The organism is Massilia sp. 01N410, assembly GCF_056399665.1.
This window is the reverse complement of the sequence record NZ_JBFTRV010000013.1, coordinates 89,740-111,914: the sequence shown is the minus strand read 5'-3', so window position 1 is coordinate 111,914 and position 22,175 is coordinate 89,740. Positions and strand designations below refer to the sequence as shown.

At 65.4% G+C, this 22,175-nt stretch carries 21 protein-coding genes; 10 read left to right on the top strand and 11 right to left on the bottom strand.

What is annotated here, in order from left to right; genetic code table 11:
* Positions 1-170 precede the first annotated feature (170 nt).
* From AC1DOP_RS17880 to AC1DOP_RS17870, 3 genes are read left to right on the top strand one after another with little or no spacing between them, the layout of a single operon-like run.
* On the top strand, positions 171-554 hold the full coding sequence (locus AC1DOP_RS17880; protein ID WP_477252533.1) for a phiTE_015 family protein: 384 nt from the start codon (positions 171-173) through the stop codon (positions 552-554).
* A complete protein-coding gene (locus AC1DOP_RS17875; protein WP_477252532.1) occupies positions 554-745 on the top strand; it encodes a DUF1653 domain-containing protein in 192 nt (63 codons plus the stop codon). The genes AC1DOP_RS17880 and AC1DOP_RS17875 overlap by 1 nt, the downstream gene beginning before the upstream one ends.
* Positions 742-1,182 (top strand): hypothetical protein, encoded by a 441-nt coding sequence (locus AC1DOP_RS17870; RefSeq protein ID WP_477252530.1) that lies wholly within the window; start codon positions 742-744, stop codon positions 1,180-1,182. The genes AC1DOP_RS17875 and AC1DOP_RS17870 overlap by 4 nt, the downstream gene beginning before the upstream one ends.
* A 132-nt stretch (positions 1,183-1,314) precedes the next feature.
* Here the strand turns inward: AC1DOP_RS17870 and AC1DOP_RS17865 are convergent, their stop codons facing one another.
* A complete protein-coding gene (locus AC1DOP_RS17865; RefSeq protein WP_442121686.1) occupies positions 1,315-2,811 on the bottom strand; it encodes a leucyl aminopeptidase in 1,497 nt (498 codons plus the stop codon).
* 86 nt (positions 2,812-2,897) lie between these two features.
* Between AC1DOP_RS17865 and lptF the strand changes: the two genes are divergently transcribed.
* The 4 genes from lptF (at position 2,898) to AC1DOP_RS17845 (ending at position 8,483) form a co-directional block, all read left to right on the top strand.
* On the top strand, positions 2,898-4,046 hold the full coding sequence (gene lptF, locus AC1DOP_RS17860; RefSeq protein ID WP_442121685.1) for an LPS export ABC transporter permease LptF: 1,149 nt from the start codon (positions 2,898-2,900) through the stop codon (positions 4,044-4,046).
* The gene (lptG, locus tag AC1DOP_RS17855; RefSeq protein ID WP_442121684.1) at positions 4,043-5,227 is read left to right on the top strand and encodes an LPS export ABC transporter permease LptG; all 1,185 of its coding nucleotides are present in this window, start codon (positions 4,043-4,045) and stop codon (positions 5,225-5,227) included. Before lptF ends, lptG begins: the two co-directional genes overlap by 4 nt.
* Before the next feature lie 10 nt (positions 5,228-5,237).
* Complete coding sequence (locus tag AC1DOP_RS17850; RefSeq protein ID WP_442121683.1) at positions 5,238-5,621, top strand: sirohydrochlorin chelatase; 384 nt, start codon at positions 5,238-5,240, stop codon at positions 5,619-5,621.
* A gap of 180 nt (positions 5,622-5,801) precedes the next feature.
* Complete coding sequence (locus AC1DOP_RS17845) at positions 5,802-8,483, top strand: DUF4214 domain-containing protein (RefSeq protein ID WP_477252526.1); 2,682 nt, start codon at positions 5,802-5,804, stop codon at positions 8,481-8,483.
* Positions 8,484-8,666: 183 nt separating this feature from the next.
* Here the strand turns inward: AC1DOP_RS17845 and cobA are convergent, their stop codons facing one another.
* The 6 genes from cobA to AC1DOP_RS17815 are packed head-to-tail and all read right to left on the bottom strand — an operon-like array spanning position 8,667 to position 14,748.
* Complete coding sequence (cobA, locus tag AC1DOP_RS17840; RefSeq protein WP_477252524.1) at positions 8,667-9,389, bottom strand: uroporphyrinogen-III C-methyltransferase; 723 nt, start codon at positions 9,387-9,389, stop codon at positions 8,667-8,669.
* 38 nt (positions 9,390-9,427) lie between these two features.
* Positions 9,428-10,771: a sulfate adenylyltransferase subunit 1 gene (locus AC1DOP_RS17835; protein ID WP_442121680.1), complete on the bottom strand. Its 1,344-nt coding sequence runs from the start codon at positions 10,769-10,771 to the stop codon at positions 9,428-9,430.
* Positions 10,771-11,724 (bottom strand): sulfate adenylyltransferase subunit CysD, encoded by a 954-nt coding sequence (gene cysD, locus AC1DOP_RS17830; protein WP_442121679.1) that lies wholly within the window; start codon positions 11,722-11,724, stop codon positions 10,771-10,773. The genes AC1DOP_RS17835 and cysD overlap by 1 nt, the downstream gene beginning before the upstream one ends.
* A gap of 39 nt (positions 11,725-11,763) precedes the next feature.
* Positions 11,764-12,504 carry a phosphoadenylyl-sulfate reductase gene (locus AC1DOP_RS17825; protein ID WP_442121743.1) on the bottom strand — a complete coding sequence of 247 codons (741 nt, stop codon included), beginning with the start codon at positions 12,502-12,504 and terminating at the stop codon, positions 11,764-11,766.
* Positions 12,501-13,064: a DUF934 domain-containing protein gene (locus AC1DOP_RS17820; RefSeq protein ID WP_442121678.1), complete on the bottom strand. Its 564-nt coding sequence runs from the start codon at positions 13,062-13,064 to the stop codon at positions 12,501-12,503. Before AC1DOP_RS17820 ends, AC1DOP_RS17825 begins: the two co-directional genes overlap by 4 nt.
* Complete coding sequence (locus tag AC1DOP_RS17815) at positions 13,057-14,748, bottom strand: nitrite/sulfite reductase (RefSeq protein WP_477252521.1); 1,692 nt, start codon at positions 14,746-14,748, stop codon at positions 13,057-13,059. The genes AC1DOP_RS17820 and AC1DOP_RS17815 overlap by 8 nt, the downstream gene beginning before the upstream one ends.
* Positions 14,749-14,929: 181 nt before the next feature.
* Between AC1DOP_RS17815 and AC1DOP_RS17810 the strand changes: the two genes are divergently transcribed.
* The 3 genes from AC1DOP_RS17810 to AC1DOP_RS17800 all read left to right on the top strand — a co-directional run bounded on the left by AC1DOP_RS17810 (position 14,930) and on the right by AC1DOP_RS17800 (position 17,278).
* Complete coding sequence (locus AC1DOP_RS17810) at positions 14,930-15,871, top strand: CysB family HTH-type transcriptional regulator (protein WP_442121676.1); 942 nt, start codon at positions 14,930-14,932, stop codon at positions 15,869-15,871.
* A 3-nt stretch (positions 15,872-15,874) separates the two neighbouring features.
* On the top strand, positions 15,875-16,417 hold the full coding sequence (locus tag AC1DOP_RS17805; RefSeq protein ID WP_442121675.1) for a class I SAM-dependent methyltransferase: 543 nt from the start codon (positions 15,875-15,877) through the stop codon (positions 16,415-16,417).
* 66 nt (positions 16,418-16,483) lie between these two features.
* Positions 16,484-17,278 (top strand): DUF427 domain-containing protein, encoded by a 795-nt coding sequence (locus AC1DOP_RS17800; protein ID WP_442121674.1) that lies wholly within the window; start codon positions 16,484-16,486, stop codon positions 17,276-17,278.
* Between the two features lie 55 nt (positions 17,279-17,333).
* On the opposite strand, the gene AC1DOP_RS17795 is transcribed toward AC1DOP_RS17800, so the two are convergent.
* The 4 genes from AC1DOP_RS17795 to AC1DOP_RS17780 all read right to left on the bottom strand — a co-directional run bounded on the left by AC1DOP_RS17795 (position 17,334) and on the right by AC1DOP_RS17780 (position 21,906).
* Positions 17,334-18,356, bottom strand: a complete 1,023-nt coding sequence (locus AC1DOP_RS17795) for a porin (RefSeq protein ID WP_442121673.1) — start codon at positions 18,354-18,356, stop codon at positions 17,334-17,336.
* Between the two features lie 90 nt (positions 18,357-18,446).
* Positions 18,447-19,619 carry a PAS domain-containing sensor histidine kinase gene (locus tag AC1DOP_RS17790; RefSeq protein WP_442121672.1) on the bottom strand — a complete coding sequence of 391 codons (1,173 nt, stop codon included), beginning with the start codon at positions 19,617-19,619 and terminating at the stop codon, positions 18,447-18,449.
* A 76-nt stretch (positions 19,620-19,695) separates the two neighbouring features.
* Positions 19,696-20,478, bottom strand: coding sequence for a LytR/AlgR family response regulator transcription factor (locus AC1DOP_RS17785; protein WP_442121671.1), 783 nt, complete (start codon positions 20,476-20,478; stop codon positions 19,696-19,698).
* A 57-nt stretch (positions 20,479-20,535) separates the two neighbouring features.
* Positions 20,536-21,906 carry a sensor histidine kinase gene (locus AC1DOP_RS17780; protein ID WP_477252517.1) on the bottom strand — a complete coding sequence of 457 codons (1,371 nt, stop codon included), beginning with the start codon at positions 21,904-21,906 and terminating at the stop codon, positions 20,536-20,538.
* Positions 21,907-22,175: the final 269 nt, after the last annotated feature.

Genomic DNA, 22,175 nt, shown 5'->3' with positions numbered 1-22,175 from the left:
TAGGCCAATTTTAGTGTAGTATTTGCACATTTCTTTGAAGTCAAGTATCTCCTGGCAATTCATTGCTTTGTTAGGGTTGCCCGGGCCGGAACCGCTCCGGCCACTGGCAGGTGTGTAACGATCGCGGATCCGCAAGCAGGATTTGCACACAGCTTTTGTAAAGGACAGCAATGCGTCAAGCATTCGAAGCATGGGCCCAACGCGATGGCCACATTGTCCGGCGCCGTGAGGATAAGCCGGAAGAGTACCTGGTATATGAAACCCAGCGCCGCTGGTTGATCTGGCAGGCCGCGCTGACGCACGGCAGCAAGGCCCTCGAGGCGCAGCAGGCCCAGCAGGTGCAGAAATTCGCGCCGGCCGAGGACAAGGCCCCGGTCATGCTGGCCGACGAGGCTGCGGTGCGCAACCGCGTGCTGAACGAGGTCCTGGATGCCTTCAGTGCGCTCGACGAGAGTGCAGGCGTCGAAGGCATCGTGCGGGTCATCCAGAGCCTGAAGAAAAAGAGCCAGAGCCAGAACCAGAACCAGAGCCGCCAGGTCGCAGAACAGACCTGATGCGCTACCGCCACTACAAGGGCGGGGTCTACGAGCTGGTCTGCGAGGCCGTGCTCGAGGCGGATCATACGCCGGTGATCGTCTACCGTGGCGAGGACGGCAGGACCTGGGTCCGGCCGAAGCACGTCTTTTTCGAAACGGTCGAGGTCGACGGCGTGCGCCTGCCGCGCTTTGCCGCGGACGGTGCATGAAGAAAGTTTTATTGCTTGCGCTGGGCGCCTGCCTGGCGGGCTGCGTGGGCAGCGGCGGCATCAACGGCGACTCCCCGGAGCAGCAGGTGGAGGTGCACGCCATTCTCGAACATCGCGAAGTGACCGGCGTCGGCTGCCTGCTGGCGAACGACATCGGCCGCTGGTTCGTGGTCGCGCCCGGACGGGTGACGGTGACCCGCAGCAGCAAGCCGCTGGCCGTCTACTGCAAGCGCGACGGCGTCGGCAGCGCCGATGAGTGGTGGGGCGCCCACTACAAGGCCAACCGCCTGGTCGGCAACATCCTCTTTACCGCGGGCCTGCGCGACTATGTCGAGAACAACTACGCCTATGCTCCCACCCTGACGGTGTTCATGCGCCCGGCTAAGCCTGGCGAAGGGGAGCATGGGGTGGGGGATTCCGCTACGCCCATTTTCTGAGAAAGTGCGTCGTCCCCGCGCAGGCGGGGATCCAAGTTTATACGCATACCGCCAGCTTCAAACGTAACCAGGGCACTACGAACTTGGGCCCCCGCCTGCGCGGGGGCGACGTCGCGTGGGGCGGCGTAGCAATTACACGCGGTTCAACAGGAAAGTCGTCAGCAGCGGCACCGGACGTCCGGTGGCGCCTTTCGCCGCGCCCGACTTCCAGGCGGTGCCGGCGATGTCCAGGTGAGCCCAGGTGTAGTTGCGGGTGAAGTTCTCCAGGAAGCAGGCCGCGGTGATCGAGGCGCCGCCCGGGGTGCCGATATTGGCCAGGTCGGCGAAGTTCGACTTCAGCTGCTCGTTGTACTGCTCGCCGATCGGCAGGCGCCAGGCGGTGTCGCCGGTCTGCTTGCCGGCGTCCATCAGCTCGTCGGCCAGGGCGTTGTGCTGATCATCGTCGCGGGTGAACAGGCCCGAGGTGTGGTGGCCCAGCGAGACGATCACGGCGCCGGTCAGGGTCGCGATGTCGATCACGGCGGCCGGCTTGAAGCGCTCGGCGTAGGTCAGGGCGTCGCACAGGATCAGGCGGCCTTCGGCATCGGTATTCAGGATCTCGATGGTGGTGCCGTTCATCGCGGTGACGATGTCGCCCGGCTTGGTGGCGTGACCCGACGGCATGTTCTCGCAGGCGGCCACGATGCCGACCACGTTCAGCTTCAGACCCATCTCGCCGATCGCGCGGAAGGTACCCAGCACCGAGCCGGCGCCGCACATGTCGTACTTCATTTCGTCCATGTTCGGACCCGGCTTCAGCGAGATGCCGCCGGTGTCGAAGGTGATGCCCTTGCCGACCAGGACCACCGGCGCCTCGTTCTTCTTGCCGCCGTTGTGCTTCAGGACGATGAACTTGGGCGCTTCGTCGCTGCCGCGGGTGACCGACAGGAAGCTGCCCATCTTGAGCGCCTCGAGCTGCTTGCGCTCCAGGACTTCGATGTCGAAGCCGTGGTCGGCGGCCAGCTTCTTGGCGGTGTTGGCCAGGTAGGTCGGGGTGCAGACGTTCGGCGACAGGTTGCCCAGTTCCTTGGTCAGGTTCATGCCGTTGGCGATCGCCTGGGCCTGGGCCAGCACGGTCTTCAGCTGCGCGTTCGCCTGCGGGGCGGCGATGGCCAGCTTGCGCACGCCGGAAGGCAGGGGATCCTTCTTGCTCTTTTGCGCGTCGGTGCGGAATTCGGCCTCGTTGGCGGCAACCACGATGCTGCGGATTGCCCATGCCAGGTCGCGGTCTTTCACATTCTCCAGTGGGAATGCGATAATGGCATCCTGCGCGCCCAGCGTGGCGAAGGTCTTCAGGGCGGCGCTGACGGCGCCGGTGAAGCTCTTCTCGCTCACGGCTTCGTCGGCGCCCATGCCGACCAGCAGCACGCGGGCCGCGGTAACGCCGGCAACGCCGCGCAGCAGAAGGGTGGTGCCGGCTTTGCCGGAGATATCACCCGACTTGACGGCGGCAGCGATCTCGCCGTTCAGGTCGAGGGCTTTGGCGGCCTCCGACAGTTTCTTGTTTTCGAACACTGCGACTGCGACGCAGCCGGATTTGGCTGCGGCCAGCGTGTTTTTTGTGTCGAATGCTTTTATGCTAAAGTCCATTTGGTTCTCCGTTTGTCTATTCGAGGCCGCGGCATGCGAATCGGCGATGCGCGCGTCAGTGCCTAACCTGCAATTATAACTATCGAATGATCTTCCGACGCGCCCTACAGCGTGAATTGGCCAGCGTCGCCGGCGCAACCTTCACCGTCCTGTTTTCCATCCTCGTCACCTGGACCCTGATCACCATCCTCGGCCGGGCCGCGGGAGGCAAGGTCGCATCGGGCGACGTGCTTGCGCTGATCGCTTTTGCGGTGCTGAATTATCTGCCAACAATCCTGATCCTCACCAGCTTTATTTCGGTGCTGGTCGTGATCACGCGCAGCTACCGCGACTCCGAAATGGTCGTCTGGTTCGCCTCCGGCCAGTCGCTCACGCGCTGGATCGCGCCGGTGCTGATCTTCGGCCTGCCGGTCGCGATCCTGGTGGCGGGACTGTCGCTGGTCGCCATGCCCTGGGCCCAGCTCAAGAGCAACGAGTTCACCGAACGCTTCGAAAAGCGCGAAGACCTGCAGCGCGTCGCGCCCGGCCAGTTCCGCGAATCGGTCGCCGCCGACCGCGTGTTCTTCGTCGAAAGCTCCGCGGGGCGTTCCTCGACCGTGGTGCAGAACGTGTTCGTCAATACCATCGACCAGGGTGTGAACACCACTGTGGTCGCCAAGGAAGGCCAGATCGAACCGGACGGCAAGGGCGGCCAGTACCTGGTGCTGAAGAACGGCCGGCGCTACCAGGGCACGCCCGGCAAGCCGGACTTCCAGTCGATGGAATTCGAACGCTACCGGATGCGGGTCTCGAGCCAGGCCCCGGTGATGGGCGACCTCAAGGTCGAGAGCCTGTCGACGCCGGCCCTGATGGCGATGCCGCGCAACCAGTACGCCGATGCCGAACTCCAGTACCGCATCACCGCGCCGATCATGTGCCTGGTGCTGATGCTGCTGGCGATCCCGCTCGGCTTCGTCAACCCGCGCGCCGGCGCCTCGACCAACCTGATCCTGGCGCTGCTGATTTTCTTCACCTACCTGAACCTGACCAAGGCCGCCGAGCAGGCCGTCAAGCAGGCCAAGCTCGCCTTCGGCATGGGCTGGTGGCCGCTGCATGCGCTGGTGCTGCTGGCCGCGCTGGGGCTGTTCGCCTGGCGCCTCAACATCCACCACCGCTGGCATCCGCTGCTGCTGGCGAACGCCTGGAAGCGCCGCCGCCTCCTGCAGAGCGGCGTCGCGAAGGAGGGCGCGAAATGAAGATCCTCGAGCGCTACTTCTTCGTCAACATCGCCCAGGCCGTGGCCTTCGTGCTGGTGGCCTTCCTGGCCCTGGCCGCCTTCATGGACCTGACCGGCGAACTGCCGGCGGTGGGCAAGGGCGGCTACATGATCCAGCACGCGCTGCTCTACGTGCTGATGCTGGTGCCCGGTAATATGTACCGCGTGATGCCGATCGCGGCCCTGCTGGGCACCATCTACACGATGGCGCAGTTCGCCCAGACCTCGGAATTCACGATCATGCGCGCCTCATCGATGTCGACCCGGATGACGGCCTGGATCCTGTTCAAGATCGGCGTCGTGTTCGTGGTCGTCACCTTCATCTTCGGCGAGCTGGTCACGCCGCGCACGGCGCCGCTGGCCGAGCGCCTGCGCCTGTCGGCCAAGGGCGCCACCGTGTCGGCCGAATTCCGCTCCGGCATGTGGACCAAGGACACCATCCACGAGGGCGGACCGAAGGGCCCGGTGACCGGTTCGCGTTTCTTCAACGCGCGCCAGATCCTCCCGGACGGCCAGCTGCAGGACGTGCGCCTCTACGAGTTCGATAACAATATGCGCATGCGTGCGCTGATCACGGCCGCCAGCGCCGTCTTCGGCGGCAACCACACCTGGCGCCTGCAGAACGTGACCGAGACCCAGTTCACCAACAGCCGCACGCTGCCCGCACCGGGCGCGCCGCTGCCGAACGGCCAGACCATCCAGAACAGCTTCGGCCAGGACACCGCCGCCGTTTCCACGCGCAAGATCCCGACCCTCGACCTGGAATCGGAGATCACGCCGAAGATCCTGTCGGTGTCGCGTTCCGATCCGGAGCGCATGTCGGCCAACGAACTGGCCGTCTACACGCGCCACCTGGCCGAGAACCGCCAGGAAACCGAGCGCTTCAAGATCGCCTTCTGGCGCAAGCTGATCGGCCCGCTGTCGATCTTCGTGATGATGGCGCTGGCGCTGCCCTTCGGCTACCTGCAGGTGCGCAGCGGCGGGGTCAGCTTCAAGATCTTCGTCGGCATCATGATCGGCGTGAGCTTCATGTTGATCGACAACCTGTTCTCGCACATCGGCATGCTGTCGACCTGGCCGGCCTTCATGACGGCGGTCGCGCCCAGCCTGCTGTTCCTGCTGCTCGCGCTGGGCGCCCTGCGCTGGGTCGAGCGGCGTTAGGGAGACCATCGTGGAACCGCATTCCGATCGTGCCCTGATCCTGTTCGCCCACGGCGCCCGCGCCGCTTCCTGGGCCGCGCCTTTCCAGCGGCTGCGCGAGCTCACCGCCGGGCAGCGGCCCGACGTCGCGGTCTCGCTGGCCTTCCTCGAGCTGATGACGCCCAGCCTGCCGGAAGAGGCGGCGCTGCTCACCGCGCGCGGCATACGCGAGATCACCATCGTTCCAATCTTCCTGGGGCAGGGCGGCCACCTGCTGCGCGACCTCCCGCGCCTGGTCGAGGAACTGCGCGCCGCCCATCCCGACGTAAGCTTTTCGACAGTGCCCGCGGTCGGCGAAGACCCGGACGTGCTGGCGGCCATGGCGGCCTATTGCGTGGGCGCCCTTCCTGGTTGATCCATCTATGCTGTTCGTTAACTGACTTGCAGTCGATGCAATCTTTTTCGCTAACTGAGTTGTTTCCAGGCTAATCTTTCGTTGGTTTTCGGTGAACTTCCCGCACGGAAAACAATTTCCTCATTGAATTTAAATTTGCCGTAGGGAATCATAGCGGATATCGCCCCGCTCCTGATTCCCATGACCTCCCCCTCGACCACCATCTACGTCCGCCCGACCTGGGGCAGCCCTGCCTGGACCTATGCCGGCACCACCGTGGCATCGGGCGCATCGTCTTCCGCCGTGACGGCGGTTGCATTCGATATCGCCAGCGCCGCCGGGCAGCAGCTGTCGCGCGGCCAGCTCCAGTACAGCTACGACAACGGCAAGACCTGGAACCCGTACACGCTGCCGGTCGACGGCCAGGGCAGCTATGTCCAGGCGAGCGGCACCCTGTGGCGCTTCCTCGACGGCAGCACCGACACGACCTCGTCGAACACCTTCAGCGCCCACTACAAGCTGGCTGACGGCAGCGTGGTCTCGAGCGACAACACGGTCATCGTCGACAATGCGCCCGGTGGCCTCACCGGCGAAAACGACACGATGTTCTCGACCATGCAGGCCGGCGCGGTGGTCGACCAGCTGTCCCCGATCGACACCGGTTCGCCGACCGGCGGACGCTGGGTGATCGACAGCCAGTCGACTCCCGGCCTGTTCTCGATCGCCTACAACCCGGCCACCGACTCCTCGGCGCGCCTGGTGATCGCCGATGCCGCCCAGCTCCCGGCCACCGGCCTGTCGGCGACGGTGACGGTGCATTACTACGACCGCTACCAGCTCGACGCCAACGGCAATCCGAAAGCGGGCGAGGGCGTCGCCAGCATCCTGAGCTATACCGTGCAGGATGGCATTACGCAGGACCTGACGGGCTTCGGCAACGACCTGAAACTCGGCGCGGCCAGCAATGCCTGGGCCGCCAATCCGTCGCTGGCGACACTGTCGAACGGCGGCTTCGTCGCCGTCTGGCAGGGCGGTGACACCGCGGCCGGCGCTCCGGTGGCGGGCGGTCTGGGGGCCGGCCTGTGGGCGCAGATGCGCGATGCCAGCGGCGCCGCCACCGGTGCGGCCTTCGCGCTGACGCCGAGCGGCGACGCCAAACTCGAAGGCGAGCCGGCGGTGACGGCGCTCGGCAACGGCCGCTTCGTGGTCGCCTATTCCGTGAACGACGGCAGCGCCACCCGCATCGCCTACCGCGTGATCGAGGCCAACGGCAGCGCCGGCGCCGAACACGTGCTGGACGGGAGCGCCAGCTTTGATGCCGCCATGCCGGCGCTGACCACCCTCGCCGACGGTTCCTTCGCGGTCGGCTGGCGCAGCGGCGGCGCAGTCCACGTGCAGTTGGCCGCCGCCGACGGTTCCCTGGCCGGCGCGCAGAAAGACTACGGCGCGCTGTCCTCGGCCTTCAGCCCGAGCCTGTCGGCGCTGAAGCAGGGCGGCTATGTGGTGTCCTGGGGCGAGATCAACGACGGCAATGTGTACGCCGCCACCAGCGCCTCGAACCAGGCCTTCGTCGTCAACGGCGACGGCTACGCGGCCAGCCTGGCGACCGCGGCCCCGCTGCCGCACCTGACCACGCTCGCAAACGGCAACTTCGTGGTGGCCTGGGACAGCTATGTCAACGAGCCGCTCGGCTACTCGATGAGCGACATCTTCTTCAAGGTCTACGACAGCACCGGCCACGCGCTGGGCGCGGCGACGCAGGCGAACATGCAGTCCGGCGGCGGCCGCTACGACGCCGCGGTGACCGCGCTGCCCGACGGCGGCTTCGTGGTCGCCTGGCAGTCGCAGAGCGGCGACTACGACGGCAGCGGCATCTTCGGCCGCCGCTTCGGCGCCGACGGCAGCCCGGTCGACGTCCAGGAATTCGGGATCAACCAGATGCGCGCCGGCGACCAGACCAGTCCGGACCTGGTGGCGCTGGCCAACGGCGGCTTTGCCGCGGCCTGGGTCGACAGCCAGGCGGGCGGCGTGTCGGTCGAAGCGCGCGTCTACTCGGGGACGCCGGCCGCGCCGGTGCAGGACAGCGCACAGAATTCGCATGCCGGCGACACCGCCGGCGACCCGGCATCGACAGTCACCACGCCGGTGATCCCGGCGACGCCGGTGGTGAGCACGCCGCCGGCACCTGCCCCGGTCGTGACCGTCCCCAGCGCGCCGGCCGCGACCACCCCGGGTACGCCGGTGGCGATCACGCCGAGCCTGCCGGCGGCATCGAACCTGACCGGCACGGCCGGCAACAACATGCTGGCGGCAAGCGGCGGCGGCGGTCTGCTGGACGGCAAGGAAGGCATCGACACGGCGGTCTTCGCCAACACGCGCACCAACTACAAGCTGTGGACCGACGGTGCGAATGTCTCGGTGTACGACTACGTGAACGGCAGCACGACCATGCTGGCCAATGTCGAGCGCGTGCAGTTCAGCGACAAGACCCTGGCGCTGGACATCCAGGGCAATGCCGGCGAGGCCTATCGCCTCTACCAGGCCGCCTTCAACCGCACGCCGGACAAGGGTGGCCTGGGCTACTGGATCGATTCGATGGACGGCGGCCATACCCTGATGCAGGTGGCGAACAGCTTCATCGAGAGCGCCGAATTCCACGATAAATACGGCGCCAACCCGAACGATGCCCAATACGTGGAAGCGCTGTATGCGAACGTGCTGCACCGCACGCCGGACGCCGCCGGCTACGATTTCTGGCTGCATTCGATCCAGCTCGTATCGCGCGCCCAGGTGCTGGTCGACTTCAGCGAGAGCGCGGAGAACCAGGCGCAGGTGATCGGCGCTATCCAGAACGGCATCGACTACACGCCCTGGCACGGCTAAAAACTCCCATGGCGGCGTTGCATTTGGCTCGTCGTACTAGCGTACTGTCCTCGCCAAATGCGCCTTGCCCTGGGAGTTTTTAGTCGGGGGGACTTGTATGGTGGCGTTGCATTTGGCTCGCCGTGCTAGCGTATTGTCTTCGCGGTCCGCCGCTGCGGCGAATGCGCCTTGCCCTGGCAGTTTTTAATCTGGGGATTGGTGGGGCCGGCGTTGCAGGGCTTCGCCGATCATCACCAGCACCGGGCCGTGGGCCATGTCCAGGCCGTGGGCCAGGTCGGACAGGGTCAGGCGCAGGATGCGCTGGTCGGGGCGGCTGCAGTTTTCGATCACGACCACCGGCAGGTCGGGGCGGCGCCCCTGGCCGAGCAGGCGCTCGGCGGTGGCGGCGGCTTCGCGTCCGCCCATGTACTGCACCATGGTGTCGGTCTCGGGAAGGGCGGCATGTTCCGGCTGGTCGGGCGCGGTGCTCGAGGTGAAGAAGGCGACGCTGCGCGCCACCCCGCGCTTGGTGAGCGGCTGCCGGGTGGCCGCCGCCGCCGCCACCGCCGTGGTGATGCCGGGGACGACCTCGACTTCGATGCCGGCTTCCTCGAGGGCGCGCAACTCCTCGTCGGCGCGCCCGAACAGCATCGGATCGCCACCCTTCAGGCGCACCACCATCCGGTAGCGCCGCGCGCATTCGACCAGCTGTTCGTTGATATGGACCTGGGCGGTGGAGCGCTGGCCGGAACGCTTGCCGACCGAGATCTTCTCGGCCTCGGCGCACAGTTCCAGCATGTCGGGCGTGACGAGGGCGTCGTACAGCACGACGTCGGCCTGGGCCAGCAGGCGTGCGCCGCGTACGGTGATGAGGTCAGCCGCGCCGGGACCGGCTCCGATCAGATATACCTTTCCCAGCACTGCCATGTTTTCTCTTGGTTCCAGTTGGTAGCCGTCGTTGCAAATTATTCGCTCAAGCGAATCATACCCGCAGCCACCGTCTGATGGGTCACTTCATCGATCAGGATGAAAGCCCCGGTCGCACGAATATCCTCATACGCATCCGCAGCCAGCGGCTGCTGCACGGCCAGCTCGATGCGGGCGATGTCGTTCAGCTTCAAGCCTTCCGCCGCATGACGCTGCTGGGTGTTCACGTCGAGGATGTTCTCGATTGCCTTCACCTTGGCCATGGTCTGGCGGGTGCCGTGCTTGATCCAGTATTTGCGGCGCACGTCCAGCGGCTCGTCGGCCATCCAGCAGACGTCGGCTTTCACCTGCTTGAGCAGGGTGGCCGGTTGTGCGGCCCCGGCCAGCACGTCGCCGCGCGAGATGTCCACGTATTCGTTCAGCAGCAGGGTGATCGACTGGCCGGCCACCGCGGTCTTCAGGCCGCCGTCGAAGGTCTGGATCTCCTTGACCGTGGCTTCGACGCCAGACGGCTGCACCACCAGCTTGTCGCCCACCGAGACCTTGCCCGACTCGATGCGGCCCATGTAGCCGCGGAAGTCGTTGGCTTCGTGGCCGTTGTGGCGCGCCACCAGCTGCACCGGGAAGCGGAAGGGAGCGTCGTGGGTTTCGTCGTAGACGCTGATCGATTCCAGCAGCTCGATCAGGGTCGGGCCTTCGTACCACGGCATGTTGTCGGTCTTCTCGACCACGTTGTCGCCGGCCAGCGCCGACAGCGGGATCGCGGTGATGTCCTGCAGGCCGAGGCTGTTGGCGAATTCGGTGTAGGCGCCGACGATGCGGTCGTAGACGCTGCGGTCGTAGTTCACCAGGTCCATCTTGTTGACGGCCACGATCACGTGCTCGATCTGCAGCAGCTTGGCGATGGTCGAGTGGCGTTTCGTTTGCGTCAGCAGCTCGACGCTGCCATCGTCGCCCAGCTTCACCTTCGAGACGTCGACCAGGATGATCACGGCATCCGCGGTCGAGGCGCCGGTCACCATATTGCGGGTGTACTGCTCGTGGCCGGGCGTGTCCGCGATGATGAACTTGCGCTTCGGGGTGGCGAAGTAACGGTAGGCGACGTCGATCGTGATGCCCTGTTCGCGCTCGGCCTCCAGGCCGTCGGTCAGCAGGGACAGGTCGATGGTGTCGCCGACGGTGCGCTTGTGCTTCGAGCGCGAGACGGCGGCCAGCTGGTCGGCGAAGATGCCCTTGCTGTCGTACAGCAGGCGGCCGATCAGGGTGCTCTTGCCGTCGTCGACGGAGCCGGCCGTGATGAAGCGCAGCAGGCTGGCCTGGCCGGACAGGTCGGCGGCGTGGTTCAGTTCTTGGTTTGCAGGTGAAACAATACGGGCGTTCATCAGAAGTATCCTTGTTTTTTCCGCTTTTCCATCGACGCTTCCGAGGTCTGGTCGTCCATGCGGGTAGCGCCGCGCTCGGTGATCTGGGTGATCGCGGTTTCGGCGATGATGTCGGCCGGGGTGGCCGCGGTCGAGGCCACCGGGCAGGTGCAGGAGATGTCGCCGACGGTGCGGAAGCGCACGGTCTGGGTCTCGACCTGCTCGCCTTCGCGGGCCGGGGTCAGCGGGGTCAGCGGCACAAGCAGGCCGTTGCGCGGGATCACCTGGCGCTCGTGGGCGTAATAGATCGGCGGCAGTGCCAGCTTTTCGCGGGCGATGTACTGCCAGACGTCGAGCTCGGTCCAGTTCGAGATCGGGAACACGCGCATGTTCTCGCCCGGGTGGACGCGGGTGTTATACAGGTCCCACAGCTCGGGGCGCTGGGCCTTCGGGTCCCACTGGCCGAATTCGTCGCGGAAGGAGAAGATGCGCTCCTTGGCGCGCGCCTTTTCCTCGTCGCGGCGGGCGCCGCCGATGCAGGCGTCGAAGCCGTATTCGGCGATGGTTTCCAGCAGCGTGACCGCCTGGGCCGCGTTGCGCGAATCGGTTTGCGGATTGCGCAGGCGTACCGTGCCCTTCTTGATCGAGTCCTCGACCGAGCCGACGATCAGGCGCTCGCCCAGTTCGGCAACGCGGGCGTCGCGGAAGGCGATCACTTCGTCGAAGTTGTGGCCGGTGTCGATGTGGACCAGCGGGAAGGGGAATTTACCCGGACGGAAGGCCTTTTCGGCCAGGCGCAGCAGCACCACGGAATCCTTGCCGCCCGAGAACAGCAGGGCCGGGTTCGAGCACTCGGCCGCAACCTCGCGCAGGATGTGGATCGCTTCCGATTCGAGGGCGTCCAGGTGGCGGGAATTCACGTCGCCGAGCGCTCCCGGGCTAGGCGCCCCCGAGATGTCAATAAAATTCGTCATGATGGCTGTGCTTTTCAATGTCTTGTGTTTGTCTGCGGCTCAGGCGGCCACTGACTTGATACGAATCAGTTTGCCGTCGACCAGGTGCAGTCCGCATTCCTTCGATTCCGGATTCTCCCACCACCAGCGGCCGGCGCGGATATCTTCGCCCGGCTGGATCGCGCGGGTGCAGGGTTCGCAGCCGATCGACGGGTAGCCGCGGTCATGCAGGCTGTTGTAGGGAACGTCGTTGGTGCGGATATATTCCCACACATCCTGCTCGGACCAGTCGGCCAGCGGGTTGAACTTGGCCATGCCGTGGGTGGCGTCGTCTTCCTGCACGGCCAGCTCGGCGCGGGTGGTCGACTGGGCGCGGCGCTGGCCGGTGATCCAGGCTTTTTTTCCGTTCAGGGCGCGCCCCAGCGGCTCGACCTTGCGCACGCGGCAGCATTCCTTGCGCATCTCGACGCTATCGTAGAAGGCGTTCAGGCCGTTCTGCGCCACATACTGCTCGACCGCTTCCGGCTGCGGCCGGAACAGGGCGATCTCGACGCCATAATGGGTCTTGACCTTGTCCAGCACGTCCAGGGTTTCCTTGTGCAGGCGGCCGGTTTCCAGCGAAAAAATGCCGATCGGAAGAGCTGCCTTCAGGATCAGGTCGGTCAGGACCATGTCCTCGGCCGCCAGGCTGGAGGCGAATACGGCCGGCGAAAAATCGCGTGCGATGCGTTCCAGGATGGCGCGGGTTTCGGTGACGCGCGCGTGCAGGTCGCTCATGGTGTCTTCCTGTTGGTGCTTCAGATGCCGGCGCCGACGTCGCTGTGCTCGGGCGGCACATCGCGCTGGTGGCGGCGGAACAGTGGCAGCGGCTGGTCGACCGATGCCTGGTAGGTTTCGGAGAACACGGTCAGGCCCTTCAGCGCATCGTGGATCGAGCGGTCCTGGCGCGTCGCATAGGCGTCGAAGCCGCAGCGAACCATCTGGAACAGCTGGTCGCGCAGCACGTCGCCGATCGCACGCAGCTCGCCGGTATAGCCCAGGCGCTTGCGCAGGTTGAAGGCGATCGAATAGCCGCGGCCGTCGCTGAACTTCGGGAAGTCGACGGCGATCACGGCGAACTTGCCGAGTTCGTCCTTGACGCTGTGGGCCTGCTCGTCGGGGGCGAACCAGAGACCGAGCTGCGGACGCGCGGCCAGGGTCGCGCGCTGGGCTTCCCAGACCGCCAGGGGAACGATGATCTTGCCGTCCGGGACCGCGACGCTCTCGGGCGTTTCGCCCTCGTCGAGGCGCAGGACGGTCCAGTCGTCGGCGACGACTTCGCGGCCCTTGATGATCTGTTCGTGGTGCTGCAGCTTAGGCATATTCATCTTCTCCGACAGCCAGTTCGCCGGCCGGGATCGGCGTGGCATATACATGTTCCTTGAACGGGTTGACACCGAGACGCTGGGCGACGTCGACGAAGCGCTCGCCCTCGACGCGCTCGCGCACATAGACGTCGAGCAGACGCTGGACCACTTCCGGCATCTGCGCCGCCGAGAACGAGGGGCCGATGATCTTGCCGAGCGCCGCTGCATTGCCCTGGGCGCCGCCGATCGACACCTGGTACCACTCGGCGCCGTCCTTGTCCACGCCCAGGATGCCGATGTGGCCGACGTGGTGGTGGCCGCAGGCGTTGATGCAGCCCGAGATGTTCAGTTCGATGTCGCCGATGTCGTGCTGGTAGTCGATGTCGTCGAAGCGCTGGGCGATGGCGGCCGCGATCGGGATCGATTTCGCGTTCGCCAGCGAGCAGTAGTCGCCGCCCGGGCAGGAGATGATGTCGGTCAGCAGGCCGATGTTCGGCGTCGCCAGGCCCTTGGCCTTGGCCTGTTCCCAGATCTCGTACAGCCTGGCTTGCTCGACGTCGGCCAGTACCAGGTTCTGCTCGTGGGTCACGCGCAGTTCGCCGAAGCTGTAGCGGTCGGCCAGGTCGGCGACGAAATCCATCTGCTCGGCGGTGGCGTCGCCCGGCGGCACGCCGGTCTTCTTCAGCGACAGCACGACCGAGGCATAGCCCGCCATCTTGTGCGGCTTGACGTTGCGCTGCAGCCAGTTCTGGAAGGCGCGGTTGGATTCATGGCCGGCGCGCGGGTCGATGTTGTCCAGCGCGGCATACGGCGGCGGGTTGAAGTAGGCGGCAACGCGGTCCAGTTCCTCGCGGGTCAGGGTTTCCGGGCCACCCCTGAGGTCGGCAAATTCCTGCTCGACCATGCGCGCGAATTCCTCGGCGCCGACGGCTTTCACCAGGATCTTGATGCGGGCCTTGTACTTGTTGTCGCGGCGGCCGAACTGGTTGTACACGCGCATGACCGCCTGCGTATAGGTCAGCAGGTCCTGCCAGGGCACGAATTCGTTGATCGTGCTGCCGATGATGGGCGTACGGCCGAGGCCGCCACCAACCATGAACTTGAAGCCGACTTCGCCGGCGGCATTGCGCACCGCGGTCAGGCCGATGTCGTGCACGGCGATCGCGGCGCGGTCGGCGACGGCGCCGTTGATGGCGATCTTGAACTTGCGGGGCAGGGCGACGAACTCGGGGTGGAAGGTGCTCCACTGGCGGATGATCTCCGCGAAGGGGCGCGGATCGACGATCTCGTCCGCGGCCACGCCGGCGAACTGGTCGGTGGTCGTGTTGCGGATGCAATTGCCCGAGGTCTGGATCGCATGCATTTCCACCGAGGCCAGGTCGGTCAGGATGTCCGGGGTCTGCTCCAGCTCGATCCAGTTGAACTGAATGTTCTGGCGCGTCGTGAAGTGACCGTAGCCGCGGTCGTAGGTGCGGGCGATGTGGGCGAACATGCGCAGTTGCTTGGTGGACAGCAGGCCGTAGGGCACGGCAATGCGCAGCATGTAGGCATGGCGCTGCATGTACAGGCCGTTCTGCAGGCGCAGCGGCAGGAATTCTTCTTCGGTCAGCTCATCGCTGAGGCGGCGCCTCACCTGGTCGCGGTATTGGGCGATGCGCTCGCGTACGATGAGATGGTCGTATTGGTCGTAACGGTACATGGCATGGATCCTGGTTACGGCCGCCCGCCTCAAGGATGACGAGGGGCCCGGTAGACTATGTGGAATCTTAATAAAATGGCGTCTTATTCCAAACTACTGAGAATTTATTTGCTTATATGAGCCAGCGGCATAAGCATCCTTGTAAAATGCGTCTACGGCTTTTATCAATACAAAAAGGGCAATGAACCTACACCAATTACGCTTTGTCCGCGAGGCGGTCCGCCAAAACTTCAACCTGACCGACGCCGCCAAGGCGCTGTTCACGTCCCAGCCCGGGGTGTCCAAGGCCATCATCGAACTCGAAGAAGAGCTCGGGGTCGACATCTTCACCCGCCACGGCAAGCGCATCCGCGGCCTGACCGAGCCGGGCCGGCTGGTGCTGGAATCCGTCGAGCTGATCATGCAGGAGATCGACAGCCTCAAGCGGATCGGCAAGGAGTACGCGGCCCAGGACAGCGGCAGCTTCACCATCGCGACCACCCACACCCAGGCGCGCTACATGCTGCCGAAGGTGGTGCAGGCCTTCATGCTGAAGTTCCCGAAAGTGCGGCTGTCCCTGCTGCAGGGCAATCCGCGCCAGATCGCCGACATGGTCAAGAACGACCAGGCCGACATGGCCATCGCCACCGAGTCGATCGCCGCCGTCGACGGCCTGATCACCTTGCCGTGCTACCAGTGGGAGCACGTGCTGGTGGTGCCGCACGAACACGCGCTGACGCGCTCGAAGGCGATTTCGCTGGAAGAGATTGCCAGCTATCCGCTGATCACCTACGATGCCGCCTTCGCCGGCCGCAGCAAGATCGATCACGCCTTCGAACTGCGCAACCTGAAACCGGACGTGCTGCTGGAAGCGATCGACGCCGACGTCATCAAGACTTATGTGGAACTGGGCATGGGCGTGGGCATCATCGCCGGCATGGCCTTCGATCCCGAGCGCGACCGCAACCTGCGCGCGATCCCGGTCGGCCAGTTGTTCGGGATGAACGTCTCGCGGGTGGCGGTGAAGCAGGGCGCCTATCTGCGCAGCTATATCTATACCTTCATCGAGCTGCTCGCGCCGACGCTCAACCGCAAGATGGTCGAGTCGGCGATGCGCGGGACCGCCGATAATTACGAGCTGTAAATCATGAATCACGAAGAACACGACGACAACGAAGACCAGGAAGACCAGGAAGCGTACGAAGAGTACGACGAAGAAGACGCCGAGATGTCGGACCGCGACGCCGACCTGGCCGACGTGCGCGACCAGGTGGCCGAGCTGACGGCCGGCCACACGGTGCTGGAACTGAACGGCGAGGACGGCCAGGTGCCGGCCCTGCCCGAGGGCGCCGCCGGCTATACCGCGGTGGTGGCCGAATTCTGCTGGTCGCGCCTGAAGCGCGAGGAGCAGGATGCCTTCCTGGGCAAGCTGCGCAAGGCGGCGGCCAAGGATGCGCTGCTGGTGCTGCTGGACGACGTCTATGTCGAAGGGACCAGCAATCCGGTGGCCCGCACCGATGCCCAGGGCAATACCTACGAGGTGGTCGCCACCGAAGACGGCAGCCGGATCGAGCGTCCCAAGAGCTACCCGACCGACAGCGCGCTGCGCAAGCGCCTGGGCACTGCTGTAAAGGCGCTCAGGATCGCGCGCTGGGAATATTTCTGGGTGCTGACCGGCCGCTTGAAGTAAGGAATCGTATTCCCGGTTTTTGCGATCGGGATTACTGTATGCCGATATCAACTGTGGAGAATCGGCATGGCGCTTACCATCGGTAGCGGCCCCTTCGGCAGGGAGCCTGCAGGGCGTTTCGACGTCACACCACCCGCAACGCCCCTGCTGTTCTGGGAACCATTTCCGAAGCGCTTGCGCATCCGGCAGGGTAAAGAGATCGTGGCGGACAGCCGCAGATGCCTGGCCCTGCACCAGACCGGCCGCGTGATGCAGCTGTGCCTGCCCCGTGCGGACGTGCGGACGGAACTTCTCTCCCAGGAGGGCGAATCGAAAGACGCAAGGCTCGGCGTGGTCCGCTCCTGGTCGATCCGCAGCGCCCAAGGCGACGTGAAAGCCGCCGCCAGGTCCTTCGAGGCGCCGCCCGGCGCCGCCGCGCCCCTGCGGGATCACCTGGTGTTCGACCTGGAAAAGGTGGACGCCTGGTATCTCGACGACGACCTCGGCTATGCCCACCCGCGCGACCCCTATCACCGCTTCGACGTGCAGCGCTCTTCGCAGCACGTCGTGGTGTCCGCCGGCGGCACCGTGCTCGCCGAATCCTCGGCGCCGGCGATCCTGTACGAGACCTCCATGGCGCCGCGCTTCTATCTTCCGCCCGATGCCCTGCGCGTGGCGCTGGTGAAAAGCGCGACCGTGTCGCAGTGCCCCTACAAGGGCGACGGCCAGCACTGGCATGCCGACGTCGACGGCAGGCACATCGCGGATATGGCCTGGAATCTCACCACGCCGATGGGCGATGCGCTCATGATTCCGCGCTGGTTCAGCTTTTATCCCGACAAGGTCGAGGTCAGCGTCGACGGCGACATTCTGAAAGCGTAAAAAACGCGGCGCAGGGATCGCTCCCCGCGCCGCGTTCCTTGTCAGCCCTGGCGGCTTAGAAGCTGTGACGCAGACCCAGCGAGAACACGTCCGGATCCTTGCCCAGCGCGGTGGCGGCCGGGGCGATGGTGACCGACGACGAGCTCAGGCCGAACACGCCGCTGTTGTTGTTGTCCAGGCTGGCGTAGCTGGCGTACAGGTTGGTGCGCTTCGACAGCGAGTAGGTGTAGGCCAGTGCCCAGCTGTTGCCCTTGGCGGCGCCTTGCTTCTGCTGCTGGAAGTTCGCGTAGACGCGGTGCGCGCCGAAGGGCATCGAGCCGCCCAGGTTGTATTGCTTGTACTTGGCGGGGGCGCCTTCGCGGTCCGCTTCCATCCAGTTGGCCTTGACTTCGAAACCACCCAGCTGGTCGAACTTGTAGGCGGCGCCGATTGCCGATTCCTTGTCCTTGTCGATCGCCAGGCGGTTGATCTCGTGGTAAGCCGCGCCCACATACAGGCCGCCCAGGGTGTACTCGACGCCGACGCCTTTCAGGTCGCCCGACGGGGTGTTGGCGGTGGTCACTTCGCCGGCCGAGTAGGCGGCCAGGACTTTCAGGCCATTCCACGACGGCGATTTGTAGTTGACCGAGTTCGCCAGGCGGCGGGTCAGGCGGTTGGTGGTGAAGGCCGACAGGTTGCTGCCGTAGAAGCCCTGGCCGAAGGCGTCGGTGGCGGCGGCGATGGCGGCGATCGGCGAGTATTCGCGGCCCAGGGTCAGGCTGCCGAAGCCGCCTTCCAGACCGACCACTGCGCGGCGGCCGAACAGGGCGGAGTCGCCGGCGCCGGTGTCGATCGAGGTACCGGCTTCGAGGTTGAACATGGCCTTCAGACCATTGCCCAGGTCTTCAGTGCCGCGGAAGCCGAAGCGGCTGCTCGACTGGTTGCCCGAGTTGACCACGGTGGTGCGGCCTTCCGGGCCACCGGTGTCCTGCGACGAGATGGCGGCGTCGAGGACACCGTACAGGGTCACGTTGGTCTGGGCGGCTGCGAACAGCGGGGTGAGGGCTACCAGGGCGGCTGCCAGGCGTTTGACTTGCATTCAGAACTCTCCAGTTAGATGACGAAACAGGTGACGAAACGGGTCGCATCTTATCGAAGAGATATGTCGGTTTGATGACAGAATGAAAGATTATACGAGGTGATCGTGGACCGGCAGGACGATGTCGATCCGCGTGCCGGGCGGCTCGTCGGAGGTGATGCTGATGTCGCCGTTCATGGCCCAGACCCGCTCGCGCATGCCGATCAGGCCCAGCGATTCGGCCTTTTCCATGTCCTCGGGACGGATGCCGCGGCCATCGTCGTGGATGGTGACCAGCAGCTCGCTGTTCGAACGGAACAGGTTCATGGTGACGGCGCCGGCCTGGGCGTGGCGCGCGATATTCGTCAGCGCTTCCTGCACGATGCGGAAGATCGCCGTGCTGGCGGTATCGTCCAGGCGCAGCTCGGCTTCGTCGGCCAGCAGGGTGCAGGGGATGCAGTAGCGCTCGACGAAATCCTCGCACAGGCCCTTCAGGGCAAAGTAGAGGCCGCCTTCGTCGAGGGCGCGCGGGCGCAGGTTGGTGGCGATGCGGCGCAGCGAGGCGATCGCCGTCAGCAGGTTCTGTTCCATGCCGGCCATCAGGCGCAGGCTGTCGGCCGGGGTGCCGGCGGCCTGCTGCAGCAGGCTCAGGTCCATGCGCAGCGAGGCCAGGATCTGTCCGAGGTCGTCGTGCAGCTCGCGCGCGATGTGGGTGCGCTCTTCTTCCCGGATGGTCTGCAGGGCCGCCGACAGCTGGCGCAGCTGGTCGTGCGAGCGGGTCAGCTTTTCCTGGACCCGCTTGCGCTCCGAGACGTCGCGCATGACCACGGTGTAGAAGGGCGCGCCTTCGTTGGCGCGCGAGATCGAGCCCTCGATGGGGAAGCGCACGCCGTTGGCGCGCAGGCCGGTGGCGGCATAGTCGGTGGCGCGGCGGCCGGCGCGGCCGCTGCCGGCACGGAAGTACTCGAGCGGTTCGTCGGGGTCGGCGCTGGCCGATTCGACGTAGCGCGCCAGCGGGGTGCCGACCATGTTGCCGACGGTGGTGCCGAACAGGGTGGCGGCGGCCGGATTGGCCATGACGATGCGGTAGCGGCCGTCGACGGAGACGATGGCATCGTTGGCGTCGCGGACGATCTGGCGGCCGGCCGGCACGGTATCGAGGTCTTCGTGAGACTGGAAGCCCAGCCGGTAGCCCGCCGCGAGCCCGGTCAGGAAGCAGCTCACGAAGCAGCCCAGGGAGCAGGTGAGGGCCCAGGCGGCCGAGCAAAGGCGCTGTCGTTTCATGGATGCCCGTAAAAAGCGGCCCGCAAATGCGGGCCCGGCATCTACCTTACGCGGCGGCGCTTGAGTACGGCTTGATTTACATCTGCTTGAACAGATGCAGGAAGCTGCGGCTGACCTCGAGCTTGTCGGGGCGGCCCTTGATCAGCACCAGGTGGCGGCCGCGGATGTCGCGGGTCACGCCTTCGATCGCGTTGACGTTCACCAGGGTCGCGCGGTGGATCTGCCAGAACAGGGACGGGTCCAGTTCATCGGCGAGGTCGCGCACGGGCTTGCGGATCAGGGCCTCGAACTTCTCGGTCTGCACGCAGGTGTATTTTTCGTCGGAGCGGAAGAACAGGATCTCCTCGACCGGAATCATGCGCAGGTCCTGGCCGATGCTGGCCTGGATCCATTGCAGGTATTTCGGCTTCGGCGCGGCGATCTTCTCGGCCAGCTGCGACAGCATGGCGGTGACGGTATCGCTGACGTTGGCACTGGCGGCGGCGCCGGTGCTGGCGGGCGCCGACAGGCGCTCCTTCAGGCGTTCGGCCGTGATCTTCAGGCGCTCCGGCTCGGGCGGCTTCAGCACGTAGTCGACGGCGCCGCGCTCGAAGGCCTCGACCGCGTACTGGTCGTAGGCGGTGACGAACACGATCTGGCTGGCGTCGCCGATGTCGCGTGCCGCTTCCATGCCCGACTTGCCGGGCATGCGGATGTCGAGGAAGGTCAGGTCCGGCTTGAGCGCGGACACGAGCTGAACGGCTTCGTCGCCGTTCTTGGCCTCGCCGACGATCTCCAGTTCCGGCCACACCTGGGACAGGCGGGTACGGAGGAGGTCGCGCATCAGTCTTTCGTCATCGGCAATGATTGCTGTAGGCATGGCAAAAAGAAGTAAAGGCAGAGTGACGATTATTCAACGAAATCGGGTAGCAGGCAATCATTTTGATGCCAGCTGGTAGGGCACCTCGATGGTGGCGATCACCCCGCTCGGGATGTTGGCGGCGATGTGCAGCTGGCCGGCCTCGCCGTGCAGCAGCTTGAGGCGCTCGCGGATGTTCGACAGGCCCAGCCCGGTGCCCTTGCTCGGCACCACGCCGAAGCCGACGCCGTCGTCGGCCACCGTCACGCGCAGCTTGCTGTCGACGATTTCCGCCGTCACCGCCAGGTGGCCGCCCTCGGGCTTGCACTCCAGTCCGTGCTTGATCGCGTTCTCGACCATCGACTGCAGCATCATCGGCGGGAAGGCCGCGCTGCGCAGGCCCTCCGGCACCTGCAGGTCGACTGTCAGCCTTTCTTCCATGCGCATCTTGAGCAGGTCGAGGTAGGAGGTGACCATGTCGACCTCGCGGCCGAGGCTGGTGGTCAGGTTGGCGTCGCGCATCTGCGGGATCACGGCGCGCAGGTACTGGATCAGGGTGCGCTGCATGGCCGAGGCGCGCGGCGGATCGGTCTCGATCAGGTGCTCGACCGAGGCCAGGGTGTTGAACAGGAAGTGCGGCTCGACCTGGGCCTGCATGGCCGCCATCCGGGCTTCCGACAGCTGGCGCTGCATCGATTCGCGTTCGGCAACCGCGGTGGCGCTCTGCATTTCTGCCTCGGCGCGCTTCTTGCCGCCCATCAGGGCCTTGGTGCCGAACAGGGCCATCACCAGCAGCCAGACGAAGCTGGTGAACCAGGTCGAGGCCTGCTTGTGGTAGCTCCTGGCCTTGGCTTCGGCGGCGTCGTCGACGGCCGCCTCGATCGCGTTGGACAGCTCTTCGCCGATCTGCGGCGGCAGGTCGATATGGACTTCTTCGCCGTTCGCACCACGGATCAGCTTTGTGGTCGAGCGGCTGTCGCCCTTGCCTCGGCCGGCCGGCGCCGGCGGCTGGGGCGGCGTCGGTGGGATGGCTTCGCCGGCCTTGTCCGCCGCAGCCGCAGCCTTGTCCGCCTCCGCGGCGGCCTTGCTGGCTTCTTCCGCATGCTTGAGGGCGTTTTCGGCAATCCTGTCGGCCTGCTCGGTGGCTTTGTCCGGCGTTTCCTCGTTGCCCTTGCGCTTGGTGCGAGGATTGATGTGGATGCCGCTGTCGTCGATCGTAATGGCGGGTTCGGCCTTGCGCGCGTTGCGCTCGGCGCGCACGTTTTCTTCCTCGCCGCCGGAGAACAGCTCGTCCTGCAGGATTTGTCCGGCAACCAGCATCAGCGCGGCGAACAGGAAGAATTTCCACCACGACAACTGCGTGACCCAGGTGGCGACCGAATCGAATGCGTGATACAGCCACGATAGGGTATTGGAGAAATACTGCTGGGTCGAACGCCGGGTCTGCATGGAGCTCTTCTTGATTAACGGTAATTGGCGAGTGTAACTGCTTTTGCCCCAGCATCAGTGTTGGGATGTTGCAAATTAATTCCTTGCCGCCGCCAATGCCAGCCCCGTGCGACAGCCTGCAGGAACAGGGGAGTGGACTGCAGATCGGGTGCAAGTCGACCCTGAACCGCGGCTCGAACACGACTATCGGCATGCGGATGCTGGAATACGGCGGAGGCGGGCACGAGAATGCGGAACTTGCCCAGGTGTCGAACGAGGAATCCAGGTTT

Bases quoted from the DNA above. Each gene is read 5' to 3' on its own strand.
- AC1DOP_RS17880 (WP_477252533.1), top strand. From the start codon at position 171: ATGCGTCAAGCATTCGAAGCATGGGCCCAACGCGATGGCCACATTGTC.
- AC1DOP_RS17875 (WP_477252532.1), top strand. From the start codon at position 554: ATGCGCTACCGCCACTACAAGGGCGGGGTCTACGAGCTGGTCTGCGAG.
- AC1DOP_RS17870 (WP_477252530.1), top strand. From the start codon at position 742: ATGAAGAAAGTTTTATTGCTTGCGCTGGGCGCCTGCCTGGCGGGCTGC.
- AC1DOP_RS17865 (WP_442121686.1), bottom strand. From the start codon at position 2,811: ATGGACTTTAGCATAAAAGCATTCGACACAAAAAACACGCTGGCCGCA.
- lptF (WP_442121685.1), top strand. From the start codon at position 2,898: ATGATCTTCCGACGCGCCCTACAGCGTGAATTGGCCAGCGTCGCCGGC.
- lptG (WP_442121684.1), top strand. From the start codon at position 4,043: ATGAAGATCCTCGAGCGCTACTTCTTCGTCAACATCGCCCAGGCCGTG.
- AC1DOP_RS17845 (WP_477252526.1), top strand. From the start codon at position 5,802: ATGACCTCCCCCTCGACCACCATCTACGTCCGCCCGACCTGGGGCAGC.
- cobA (WP_477252524.1), bottom strand. From the start codon at position 9,389: ATGGCAGTGCTGGGAAAGGTATATCTGATCGGAGCCGGTCCCGGCGCG.
- AC1DOP_RS17835 (WP_442121680.1), bottom strand. From the start codon at position 10,771: ATGAACGCCCGTATTGTTTCACCTGCAAACCAAGAACTGAACCACGCC.
- cysD (WP_442121679.1), bottom strand. From the start codon at position 11,724: ATGACGAATTTTATTGACATCTCGGGGGCGCCTAGCCCGGGAGCGCTC.
- AC1DOP_RS17820 (WP_442121678.1), bottom strand. From the start codon at position 13,064: ATGCCTAAGCTGCAGCACCACGAACAGATCATCAAGGGCCGCGAAGTC.
- AC1DOP_RS17815 (WP_477252521.1), bottom strand. From the start codon at position 14,748: ATGTACCGTTACGACCAATACGACCATCTCATCGTACGCGAGCGCATC.
- AC1DOP_RS17810 (WP_442121676.1), top strand. From the start codon at position 14,930: ATGAACCTACACCAATTACGCTTTGTCCGCGAGGCGGTCCGCCAAAAC.
- AC1DOP_RS17805 (WP_442121675.1), top strand. From the start codon at position 15,875: ATGAATCACGAAGAACACGACGACAACGAAGACCAGGAAGACCAGGAA.
- AC1DOP_RS17800 (WP_442121674.1), top strand. From the start codon at position 16,484: ATGGCGCTTACCATCGGTAGCGGCCCCTTCGGCAGGGAGCCTGCAGGG.
- AC1DOP_RS17795 (WP_442121673.1), bottom strand. From the start codon at position 18,356: ATGCAAGTCAAACGCCTGGCAGCCGCCCTGGTAGCCCTCACCCCGCTG.
- AC1DOP_RS17790 (WP_442121672.1), bottom strand. From the start codon at position 19,619: ATGAAACGACAGCGCCTTTGCTCGGCCGCCTGGGCCCTCACCTGCTCC.
- AC1DOP_RS17785 (WP_442121671.1), bottom strand. From the start codon at position 20,478: ATGCCTACAGCAATCATTGCCGATGACGAAAGACTGATGCGCGACCTC.
- AC1DOP_RS17780 (WP_477252517.1), bottom strand. From the start codon at position 21,906: ATGCAGACCCGGCGTTCGACCCAGCAGTATTTCTCCAATACCCTATCG.